This is a genomic window from Moraxella canis (assembly GCF_002014965.1).
GTDB classification, from domain to species: Bacteria; Pseudomonadota; Gammaproteobacteria; order Pseudomonadales; family Moraxellaceae; genus Moraxella; species Moraxella canis.
The window spans coordinates 138,428-150,318 of record NZ_MUXT01000004.1 but is presented as its reverse complement, the minus strand read 5'-3'; the positions used below and the strand labels follow the sequence as shown (position 1 = coordinate 150,318).

Annotated in this window: 10 protein-coding genes; 2 read left to right on the top strand and 8 right to left on the bottom strand. The window is 43.5% G+C overall.

Annotated elements, in window-relative coordinates:
• Positions 1-92 precede the first annotated feature (92 nt).
• Positions 93-1,415, bottom strand: coding sequence for a YadA family autotransporter adhesin (locus B0180_RS03070; protein WP_078255611.1), 1,323 nt, complete (start codon positions 1,413-1,415; stop codon positions 93-95).
• Between the two features lie 492 nt (positions 1,416-1,907).
• Here B0180_RS03070 and B0180_RS03065 point away from each other — a divergent pair, with 492 nt between their 5' ends.
• Positions 1,908-2,210 carry a hypothetical protein gene (locus B0180_RS03065; protein WP_049237482.1) on the top strand — a complete coding sequence of 101 codons (303 nt, stop codon included), beginning with the start codon at positions 1,908-1,910 and terminating at the stop codon, positions 2,208-2,210.
• Positions 2,211-2,282: 72 nt separating this feature from the next.
• Here B0180_RS03065 and sppA read toward each other — a convergent pair whose 3' ends face one another.
• From sppA to B0180_RS03030, 7 genes are all read right to left on the bottom strand, one after another.
• On the bottom strand, positions 2,283-3,311 hold the full coding sequence (sppA, locus tag B0180_RS03060; protein WP_078255610.1) for a signal peptide peptidase SppA: 1,029 nt from the start codon (positions 3,309-3,311) through the stop codon (positions 2,283-2,285).
• 95 nt (positions 3,312-3,406) lie between these two features.
• Positions 3,407-5,929: a ComEC/Rec2 family competence protein gene (locus tag B0180_RS03055; RefSeq protein ID WP_078255609.1), complete on the bottom strand. Its 2,523-nt coding sequence runs from the start codon at positions 5,927-5,929 to the stop codon at positions 3,407-3,409.
• A gap of 8 nt (positions 5,930-5,937) precedes the next feature.
• Complete coding sequence (ispD, locus tag B0180_RS03050) at positions 5,938-6,657, bottom strand: 2-C-methyl-D-erythritol 4-phosphate cytidylyltransferase (protein WP_078255608.1); 720 nt, start codon at positions 6,655-6,657, stop codon at positions 5,938-5,940.
• Between the two features lie 66 nt (positions 6,658-6,723).
• On the bottom strand, positions 6,724-7,134 hold the full coding sequence (locus B0180_RS03045; RefSeq protein ID WP_078255607.1) for an FtsB family cell division protein: 411 nt from the start codon (positions 7,132-7,134) through the stop codon (positions 6,724-6,726).
• 35 nt (positions 7,135-7,169) lie between these two features.
• Complete coding sequence (gene eno / locus B0180_RS03040; protein WP_078255606.1) at positions 7,170-8,486, bottom strand: phosphopyruvate hydratase; 1,317 nt, start codon at positions 8,484-8,486, stop codon at positions 7,170-7,172.
• 44 nt (positions 8,487-8,530) lie between these two features.
• On the bottom strand, positions 8,531-9,382 hold the full coding sequence (kdsA, locus tag B0180_RS03035; RefSeq protein WP_192831311.1) for a 3-deoxy-8-phosphooctulonate synthase: 852 nt from the start codon (positions 9,380-9,382) through the stop codon (positions 8,531-8,533).
• Positions 9,383-9,532: 150 nt separating this feature from the next.
• Positions 9,533-11,167, bottom strand: coding sequence for a CTP synthase (locus B0180_RS03030; RefSeq protein ID WP_078255605.1), 1,635 nt, complete (start codon positions 11,165-11,167; stop codon positions 9,533-9,535).
• A gap of 268 nt (positions 11,168-11,435) precedes the next feature.
• Between B0180_RS03030 and B0180_RS10135 the strand changes: the two genes are divergently transcribed.
• Positions 11,436-11,891: hypothetical protein (locus tag B0180_RS10135; protein ID WP_167366912.1), on the top strand; the 456-nt coding region annotated here is incomplete at its 3' end.

Sequence of the window (11,891 nt, the reverse complement as noted above, 5' to 3'; positions counted from 1 at the left end):
AATTCTTGACACCTCTTTTATGATTCAGCAATAAAAAAAATCCAGCCTAGTAAGACTGGATTTTTGATTTAACAAACTAAAACAACAGACAATTACCAGAAGTAACCTAGGCCAGCACCAGCACCGAACTCGCTTTCGGTATTGGCAGCAAAACTGATCTTCGCGCCCCACTTGCCGTCATCAGCAACAGTGCTCAAACCAAAGGCGATCGCTGACGCATCCCCATAATGACCCAGAGCAACTGTTGTCGAATTTTGACCCGGACGATAAGCTTGGACAAGGTTACCCATTGCCATAGAAGTCGCACCCGCTGCATGGACTTGTTTATTTAGAACATCAATTCGACCATTAATACGGTCAACTCTGGTCTCCATATTTGAGATGCGGGCATCGTTTAGTTTGATACCCTGATAAGCGGCATGCAATTGGCTGCCATTCACAGCATCAGTTGAATTCTTAGAGACTTCGCCTGCAGCCACATAGTGAATTTGACGCTCTTTGTCCTTTGCACCCACCGATACCGAACCATTGTCTTGAGAAGCAGCACCAGCGAAAGTATATGTGCCACCTGCCACTTCTTGGCTTGAAACTTCAGTAACTGCTTTACCAGCAGAAGCATTACCCAATACAACGGAGTTGCTTTGTACATTAGTGACATCGTTACCTAAGATAAAGGTATCAGACACATTGCTGATATCTTCGTTGTTATGACCAATGATTACCAAGTTTTCGTTAGATTGCACACGGGCATTGTCATTACCAATAATAGTTATTGAGCCAGAGTTTTGATTAATATCGGTATTTAAATCACCGACAATGCTAATAATAGAACGCTCTTGATTTTCAGCAATGGTGCTATTCTTATTACCATAGATGCTTATGGTAGCCGCTTCTTTATTGTTATTAATAAAGTCATTATTATTACCTATCACACCAACTATTACATTTTCATTATTATCTTTCACTTCATAGTTATCACTACCAAATACTTTAATCACCGAACCTTCTAGGTTGCCAGTAATTTGACCATTAACATTACCGTTAACATGGATGTTACCAGCATTTTCGCTAAATGAATAATTATTATCTCCAATGATGACAATCTTCGAATTTGCCAAGTTTTTAAAAATTTCTTCATTTGTACTACCAATGATAGTAATCTTGCCTGCATTCTCAGATATGTCGGTATTGTCACTACCCCAAACCCTGATTTCGGCAGATGGATCATTATTTGTGATCGAATTATTTTGACCTTGATATAACGGCTCTGCAGCATAAACAGTCGTCGTCGCCAGCATCGCTGTTGCTAAGACGCCTGATACCAACTTAAACTTCTTGTGGCGGCTGTCGGTGTTATGCAAACACGTCCCAGATTGACCCTTAAAATTATGATTACCTTTAAAAATTTTATACATGATTATATACCCTGACAGTTATCCAAGTGCTTATAGATCATGGCGATTGCTAAATCACTAGCGATGATAGAAATTTAACGTCATTTAAACTTATCAACCACACCCAACGAATCAGCTTTAACAAGTATCCTTAAGTTAAAGCATATGTTTAATATGTCGAAATATTTATAGATCAACGTAGCAGTTTAGTGGTCGCTGACCTAGAGGCAGAGATCTAAATTGTATTTCACTATCAAACAATGATGACAGCTTATACACTTATTATGTCAGCGATATTAGAATAAGATGACAAATCAAAGATAAACCCAGTAGGCATTATGCTCCAGATTTAGTGCAATTCAATATAAAGATTTAATAAAAATTATTAAAATAATTAATCTAGAATCAATTCTTAAATCGTATAAATATGACCCAAACTCTTAATTAAGCCAAAAATTGACATCCCCCACCATCATGCTATAATCTTTTTGAAAATAAACCATCAGGATATTTATGTTACCCCCACACATTAAAAATCGCTATTCAGATCATCCACAGACCATCATGCGTCCTGTGCATTTGCGCTTGTCCGAAGAAATCATTCAGCATCTTGAAGAGACCGCTCAGATGCATGGATTTAACCGCATCCAAGGTCTGATTCGCTTATACATTCGTCAAGGTCTTGACCGCGATAATTCCAATTACACGCTTGCCCATGACACGCTATTCATCGAAAAGCTGCGCAAAAAAGGCGTCAGTCAATCCATCATTGATGAAGCATTGAACGATGTCAATCAAAAATGCGATTTGGGATAAATTTAAATAACTTCCTTAAAATCGACACAAAGTAAAAACGCCCACTTTCTCAGTGAGCGTTTTTATTTTTGGTTATTTTATATCCGTTTGTTCTTGATTTAGGCTAAATTTCAAGCCCTCACCCAAACCTTTACCGACCTGCACGCCAAAACGATCAAACAGTTTATTCATCGGATTAACATAGGTATAATCCACCGTATCCAGCTCGAGCTGTCTTTTAAGCTCACTGATACTGCCTGTTTTATCCGCTAGCCCCAGCTCAACAGCATCTGTACCCGTCCAAATCAGACCACTAAATAGCTGATTTTGTTCAGGATTGATCAATTTATCGCCACGACCTTGTTTGACAGCATTGATGAAGTTTTGGTGTGTGTTATCTAGCATATTTTGGATATGCTGCTGCTCACTGGCGGTCATCTCACGGCTGACGCTTAGGATGTCTTTATACTCACCTGCGGTCAGTGTACGATCTTTGATGCCTACTTTTCTCATCAGCTCTTCTGCATTAAAGCCAGACATGATCACACCGATAGAACCGACTAAGCTTGATGGATTGACCCAAATCTCATCAGCTGCCGACGCGATATAATACGCGCCTGATGCACCAACATCACCGATGATGGCATAGAGTTTTTTGTCAGGATTTTCTTGGCGGAGCATCATAGCCATTTGCCAGACTTCATCTGACTGCACAGGAGAGCCGCCGGGTGAATTGATATTTAAGACCACTGCTTTGGCGTTTTGGTTATCAAAAGCTTCCATCAAAGAGTCGTTGATATTCAAAGCATTGGTATCACCATTCGCGGTAATCGCGCCAGTCACATCCACCACAGCAATGTGCGGCTCACCTATCCCGACGCGCTCAAGCGATGAGCCGCCGCCACTACACCCAAAACCAAGCGCGACAATCACAAACATCAAATAAGCAAAAGTGAGCAATTTAAAGAAAATTGACCAACGGCGGCTTGATTTTTGTTCTTCGATACTGGCAAGCAAAGTCTTCTCAAGCAGACGCCATTCTTCGCCCTGTCTGGGTGCACTCATGGGTGTGTCGGGTGATATTTTTTGGGGTGATTTGTCAGGATTTGGTGGCCATGCCATAATTGATACCTTATATATAAATGCTTAAACTGTAAAAATACCTTTATTGTAACTCAAAAACCACCCGAACGATAGCACACCCGCCTGATTATTCACTATTTATCCAAGTAAAGTAATTGCGGGGCATCTAAGTTGGCTTTGGCATGACTGGCATCAGCGGCGCGTGTGGTGCTAAGCCAAACAGAGTGATAGCCTAAAGGCGTCGCTAACTTCAGCCGATCATCAGAAAGACACAGCATATCCCACAGCTGCCAAAGCAGCGGTTCACGATTGGTGCTGATGATCAGCTGCGTTCGATTTGAAGTGGCGACATCAGCTCCTAAGTCAGATTCAGGCTCATCTTCCATCAAGTCCGGAGCGCTCAGGGGTAAATCCGCCAAAACTTCAATTTCACAGTGCTGCACGCGCTCATCGCTGATCTCATGCCAACCTGTCAGAGCTTTTATGCTGATGCCTTCAGACTGCCAATGCAGCCCTGCACTGCATGGTGTGTGATGAATATTTGCCAAAGGCTCATGATTACCCGCCTGCCAAAAGCGGTGCACTGGCAGCGCTTTGGCAAGCTGACCCACCACAGGCAAAAATATGCCGCTTGGGCTTTGGACGATGATACCATCGATGCCATGCTGTGCTGCACCCAGTCGATACAGCTGATCTGTCAGCGTCTGAGTGTGATTCGCCCTCAGGGTTTTAGCGCCCAAATCATTTAAGATGAGCCAGTGTTTTTGTTGATGATCATTGTGATAGATCAGCAGTGCTTGACTGATATTGGGCGTATCACTTGGCAAAATGATCAGCTCAAAACGCGGTGCCTGCTTGGGCAGCACCAAAAATATCATCGCTACTACAGGCAGTATGATCAGCACCCTAGGCAAGACATTTGGCAGTATCCATAAGCCCACGACCATAAAACTGAGCAAAAATCCCGCCATTCCAAAAGGTGCATACAGCCAAGCACCCAAACCACCAATTTGGCTACTGAGTCCAAAATATAAAGCATCATGCAACCAATAAAGCACAGCAGAAGATGCGCCCCATAGTATCTGCGATAGCTCTGGTAAAATCCCAAAAACCGCGCCAGCGATCAAATTGATAGGCACAATCACAAAACCAAATAATCCAATGGCAAATAAATTCACCACCAGACCCCAGATCGACACCTTACCAAATAATAAAATAGAAACAGGCAGCATGCTAAAAAATAGCCAAAATTGCAAACACGTCGCCTGCTTGAATTCAAAGCCCCACCGCTCAAGCCGCCCCTGAGTTTGACGGGTATGATCCATCATATCAATTTTGGATGTCTCATATCGCATCAACAACAGCACCGCAATAAATGACAACCAAAAGCCTGCTTGCCATAACACATAAGGATCAAGCCAAATCATAACCAGCGCCACACACGCCAGTACAGAGATCATACCAGCAGGCAGTATTAAGTATCGCACCAACCAAGCTGCAACCAATAAATAAACAGTTCGCACCGCAGGCACATCAAATCCTGTAAACAGCGCATAAACCAAACTTGCCGCCACCATCACCATCATGCGAATCTGCCATCTTGGCAAGTGCGTATAAATGCGCTGTGCAAATTTATCCGTCAAAAATGTTACCAGCGCCGATAAAATCACCGCCAAAAACAGTACGTGCGTCCCTGAGATGGCAAGCAAATGAGAGATGCCCGCCAATTGATACAGCTCTTTGGTGTTTTTATCAATCAAAGCGCGATCGCCTGTCATCAAACTTAGTGAGACAGCGCGTGCCTGCGCCTCTGATGCGCTAAGCTCATGCCAATCTTGGTAAAAGTGCGCTCTGAGCTGATACCGAAATCGCTCAAGACGAAAATAAAACTGCTGGAAAAAAGACTCTGCCTCAAGCGGTGTGATCTCATCAACGGACAAAATATTTGCTTGAGCATGGACATGCCGAGTGCGCAGCCACTGATTGGTATCAAAACCGCTTGCCGAGGGTGTCTTATCGATCGGCGTGATCACAATTTGAGTAGCCAAACGCGTTGCAGGCTGAACTTCGGTCAGTGTGCTCAAGTCAGCTTTCGTAAAATTTGGATTGGCTAACAAAAGTACCGTCATGCCCTCCATTGAGTTTAATTTTTCTAAATCCCCTTGATTTAAACCCTCTAAACGGTCATGATCAAATCCCCCAAAAGGATTATAAATCTTTAAATGCGAGGCGTGGTGAGTGGAAGCGGTGACAGGTTTAATATTATGCAACGTTGCCACTTGGCGAAATGATGTGCCCAGCACCTCATCATAAACGCCATCACTGAGGGTATGAATGTGGGCGTCAGCACTGACGATGTAGCGAGCGCTTGGCGTGTGTGACTCATAAGCGACATACGCTACCAATGTACGCATGACAAATAATAAAACAACGCTGATAAGCATCCAAGCTTTGAGTAATCGGCTAAGCTTCGCTTTCCCAGATGCATCTATCAGTTGCCACCCAAATAAACACAGCAGTACGCCTGCAGTGATCAGCAGTGTAAATCCCTCTGAAGCTAAAATATCAAGCCATTTTTGATTAAACCAAAACTGCTCAATACTGCCCAAGATGGCTAGTGCAGCCAAGCTAACAAAGGCAAATAACCAAACCGCCATAGCGCTTGTTAAGCTAATGCATCAAATGAACTGCTTAAGATTGCTTCCATGAGCGGCAGATCGTCAGGATAAGTCAGCTTGATATTCATCCGAGACGCCGGCACAATGGCGACAGGCTCTCCCATCGCTTCGCAAGCCGACGCTTCGTCAGTGATCTGCAGGCGGTTTGTGATGACAAATTTAAAAGCCGACTTTAAAACCCCGATTTTGAACGCTTGAGGCGTCAAAGCTTGCCACAAATGATCTCGGCTGACCGTATGGCTGATATGATCATCTTTGGCAAATTTTAATGTATCCACCACAGCTGCAGCCAGTATTGCCGCACTGTATTGATCGCTTCGGATTTTATGAATCAATCGATCCAAATCAGCATAGGGCAAACACGGTCTTGCTGCATCATGAATGAGCACCCAATCATCATCTCGACCCCCTTCGTCACAGATTTTAGCAAGTCCATTCATCACCGATTGCCACCGTTCATCGCCACCAATCGTGTAATAAACCCTCTGATTAAAAGAAGATTGAATCGCTAACATTTCATCTTGGATATAGGTATCATCATCAGCAACTACCACCGTCAGTGCGCTAAGATCAGAATGGTTTAACCGAGAAACACTGTGTGCCAAGATGCTTTTGGGACCGATTTTCAGGTATTGTTTAGGTCTGTTGGCGCCGAATCTTGATCCTGTGCCAGCAGCGACGATCAGTGGATAAATAGTTGTCTTCATAAGTCATCAAATAATAAAAATCGCCAAAGCAGATCAAACAGTTTGGCGATCAAAAAATTTTATAAATCAGCGATCAGGCGTAGGCTCTGGGACAGAATCCACAGACTCTATGCCTTCGTCAATCTCAGGCAAGGGCTGGCGTGAATAAGTGATTGGTGCATTTGACAGCTGAATAAACGTCTCGCCAGGCTTGATTAAGCCAAGGTCTAACCGCGCATGTTCCTCAATTGCCGAAAGACCCGATTTTAGATCTTTGACATCAGCCAGCAAGATGTTATTTTTGTAGATCTGCTCTTGATTCAAGCGATTTTGTTCGCGCAGCTGAGTTTTTACAGCGGCTAAATTGGCATGACCATAGTCGCCGTACCAGTACTGCATCTGCATCAACACCAAAATCACTGCGGCAATAGCGATGGCAATCATCAGCTTAAGCTGATTGACCATCATCTGTTTAAGTGTTTTATTCGCATTTGCCACAGTGGTTTTCCCAAGCCATTGATAAAGATTACAGATCAGCCACGCAGACCGATAAATTCTTCGCGTCCGCGATAGGCTGCGCGTACTTGCTGCTCGATGCGCAGAAGCTGATTATATTTGGCGACACGATCAGATCGGCACAGCGAACCTGTCTTGATCTGACCTGCTGCTGTACCGACGGCTAAATCTGCAATGGTTGAATCTTCGGTTTCACCCGAACGATGGCTGATGACAGTGGCATAGCCGTTTTGTTTAGCCAAATAGATGGCATCTAAAGTTTCGCTCAAAGTACCAATTTGGTTAAATTTGATCAAAATGGCATTGGCGATGTCTTTATCAATACCTTCTTGCAAGATCTTAGGATTGGTCACGAACAAATCATCGCCCACCAATTGAACCTTTTTGCCCAGCTGTTTGGTCAGATATGCCCAGCCTTCCCAATCGCTTTCATCCAAACCGTCTTCGATAGAGATGATTGGATATTGGTTGCATAAACTGGTTAAATAATCGCTAAAACCTTGGCTATCAAAGGCTTTGTCGCCTTCCCCTGCCAAAATGTATTGACCATTTTTATAAAATTCAGATGCCGCACAATCTAGTGCCAAATAAATGTCTTGACCTGCTTTGTAGCCAGCTTTATCGATGGCTTGCATGATGACTGTGATCGCTTCTTCGTTTGAGCGCAAGTTAGGCGCAAAGCCACCTTCATCACCCACAGCTGTATTTAGACCTTGTGCTTTTAGCACTGATTTGAGCGCATGGAAAATTTCAGTGCCTGCACGCAGCGCCTCTGAAAATGACGTAAATCCCACAGGCTCAATCATGAACTCTTGGATATCGACTGTATTGTCAGCGTGCGCGCCACCATTTAGAATATTCATCATTGGTACAGGCATGGTCAGTGAAGTCTGACCGCGCAGATTGGCGATGTATTGATGCAAAGGTAGTGACTGGGCGATGGCTGCTGCTTTGGCTGCTGCTAACGATACCGCCAGCATGGCATTGGCGCCCATATTGCCTTTATTTTCTGTGCCATCAAGCTCGATCAAAATGTTGTCAATCTCGGTCTGCTGTGTGACATCTTTATCAAGTAGCGCGGTGCGGATTTGGCTATTGGCGTTCGCCACCGCTTTTTTGACACCTTTACCCAAATAACGAGAAGCGTCGCCATCGCGCAGCTCCAACGCTTCGCGTGAGCCAGTCGATGCACCACTCGGCGCTGCAGCGCGTCCACAGATACCATTTGCCAAAATAACATCCGCTTCAATGGTTGGGTTGCCGCGAGAGTCTAGAATCTCTCGAGCAATGATGTCTTTAATTTCTACAACATTTTTTGTCTCTTCAGCGTACATAGTAGCTCCTATCGCAATCGCTTATTAATGATAAAATTCTTTAATTATTTTGTATCTAAAGTTTCAAAGCCTTTGACCAAATCATCAAGCTGCTTAATTTGTGTCAAAAATGGCTCAAGTTGATCCAAGCGTAAGGCACTTGGACCATCGCATTTGGCTTTATCAGGATCGGGGTGGGCTTCCAAAAATAGTCCCGCCAAGCCCGTCGCCATACCTGCACGAGCAAGCGTGGTAATCTGATGGCGTCTACCACCTGCACTATCGCTACGAGCACCAGGCTCTTGAAGCGCATGTGTCACATCAAAAAACACCGGCACATTCATTGACTTCATTGTATCAAAGCCAAGCATATCGACCACCAAATTATTATAGCCGAACGCCGAACCACGCTCACAAAGGATCACTTGATCATTACCTGCTTCTAAGCATTTATTAATGATATGGCGCATCTCATGCGGTGCCAAGAACTGTGCTTTTTTGACATTAATCACCTTACCAGTACGCGCAATGGCGCTCACCAAATCGGTCTGGCGGGACAAAAAAGCCGGTAGCTGCAATACGTCAGCTACTTTAGCAACGGGTGCGGCTTGATAAGGCTCATGCACATCAGTAATGATCGGGACATTGTAAGTTTCTTTAATATCATTCAACCAAGTCAAGCCAGTCTCAAGGCTTGGACCGCGAAAAGAGTGTAAGCTTGAACGATTGGCTTTATCAAAACTTGCTTTGAATACATAACCGATATCCAGTCTTTGACAAATATCGATATACTGCTCAGCAATCTCAAAAGCCAATTCACGGCTTTCAAGCACATTCATACCGCCAAATAGAACAAAAGGCTTATCATTACCAATCTCAATCCCTGATACAGTAATGGTTGATTGAGCGGCTGTCATTGGCTGTGTCATCTCAAATCCTTACAATTTTATTTATTTATCCTGCATAAATAGCAAGTTTGGTATCGTCATTATACTACCAAACTCACTCAAAAACATCATAAATAGTAAAAAGCACATCAAAGCCAATTGGTTTGATGTGCTCAATGATTAGGCTTGTTTCACATCTATCGCAGCTTTGATGAAGCTGTTAAATAGCGGATGACCACCTCGAGGCGAGCTGGTAAACTCTGGGTGATATTGCACCGCGACAAACCAAGGATGATTGTCAATTTCGACCGACTCAACCAAATGCTGCTTGGCAGAATAGCCTGAAATTTTCATACCAGCATTTTCTAAAGGCTCGATATAGCGATTATTCATCTCATAACGATGACGATGGCGCTCGGTAATGTTATGCGCGCCATAAATCTTAGCAAGCTTAGAACCTGATACTAATTCTGCCTCTTGGGCACCCAAGCGCATGGTACCGCCTAAATCGCTGTCATCAGAGCGGATCTGAAGCTCACCTTTTTCGTCAAACCATTCGGTAATCAAACCGATAATAGGGTTTGCCGTTTTTCGATCAAACTCAGTAGAATTAGCCTCAATACCCAAGACATTATGCGCATACTCAATCACTGCAAGCTGCATCCCTAAGCAAATGCCCAAAAATGGCTTGTTATTTTCACGCGCAAATTGAATGGCTTTCATCTTGCCCACAGTACCGCGCTCACCAAATCCACCTGGAACCAAAATAGCATCCACATCGGTGATCTGCTTCATCGCCTCTGGATCGGTCTCTAGCGACTCGGCGCTGACATATCGAATGTTGACTTTTGTTTTATTATGAATGCCTGCATGAAGCAAAGCCTCATTGACAGACTTATAAGCATCAGGAAGTTCGACATATTTACCCACCATGGCGACCACAATCTCACCTTGAGAGTTAAATAAATCATCAACAACCTTATCCCAATCTGACAAATCCGCCTCTGGCGCGGTAATGCCAAAACGCTCACAAATCAAATCATCCAAATCTTGCTCATGGAGGCGGCGTGGAATTTGATAAATCGATTTTGCATCTTCACACAAGATAACCCCGCGCGTCTCAACATTGGTAAATAGCGCGATTTTTTGACGGTTATCTTCAGAAATTGGCTGCTCTGAACGACAAATCAGCACATCTGGCTGCAGACCAATCGAACGAAGTTCTTTGACCGAATGCTGAGTTGGCTTGGTCTTAGACTCGCCTGCCGAAGCAATATAAGGCACCAAAGTCAAATGCATCAGTAACGACTGTGTGCGACCAAGCTCAACTTGCATTTGGCGAACCGCCTCCATAAAAGGTAAGCTTTCAATATCTCCGACGGTTCCGCCAATTTCAATAATTGCAATATCATATCCTTCGCCACTGGCGCGGATTTTATGCTTGATTTCATCGGTAATATGGGGAATGACTTGGACAGTACCGCCCAAATAGTCACCGCGGCGCTCTTTAGCAAGTACAGTTTGATAAATGCGTCCACTGGTAAAGTTGTTTGCTTTGCTCATTTTTGAGCGGCGTAAAAAGCGCTCATAATAGCCCAAATCCAAATCCGTCTCCGCACCATCTTCTGTGACAAAGACCTCACCATGTTGAAATGGGCTCATCGTGCCGGGATCCACATTAATATAAGGATCCATCTTGGTCATGGTGACTTTAAGACCGCGAGCCTCTAACACGGCCGCAATGGAAGCCGCAGCAATGCCCTTGCCAAGTGATGACACGACACCGCCGGTTACAAAGATAAATTTAGTACTCATAGTAATATATCTGTTGCTGGTAAAATAGAATTTTACTAAAAATCATCAAAAAAATATAGGGGTTTGGGGAATAATTTTTATAAAGATAATCATTTTAAAAAAATAACCTATTTTCACTGTAAATTATGGCTAAGCTACTAAGTTGTTATTAATTAAATGTATTTACTTGTTATCATTTTTGTGCTAATTTGGTCACGAAAAGTGACAATCGTTTTTGCTATTGTTTGTGAGTGAGAAATATTTCTTATCCTACCGTGAGGTTAATAATATGAAGCAGTTATTGATTATTCGTGCAGATGGAAGCCGACTAGTTTTAGACTACTCGCAGGTTCAATCTATTGTACGTCAAAATGGTAAGCTTAACATTTTGCTTAAAGATGGCTCTATCATCAGTTTGGAGATTGGAGATCAGTTGGCCTTGGAAGCAATGCAAACTGAATCTTTGGAAACCTCCCCCCCCAAAATATTCATCGATAATGACATCAGCGATGCCGAACTGGAACAAATCCAAGCATTATTATCAGAAGTCGAAACAATCGATTACTCTGCCTATTTTCAAGCTGGAATGGGCCTGCTAGGTGTTGGCGCTATCACAGCTGCCGCGCTTCATGATAACAAATCAGAACCTAAAGCCTCAAACAAAAATTCCTCTCCTACAGATCAGCCTATAACATCTCCTATAGCAGATCCTAAGCCCAATAACCCAAAAGACACCACCGCACCT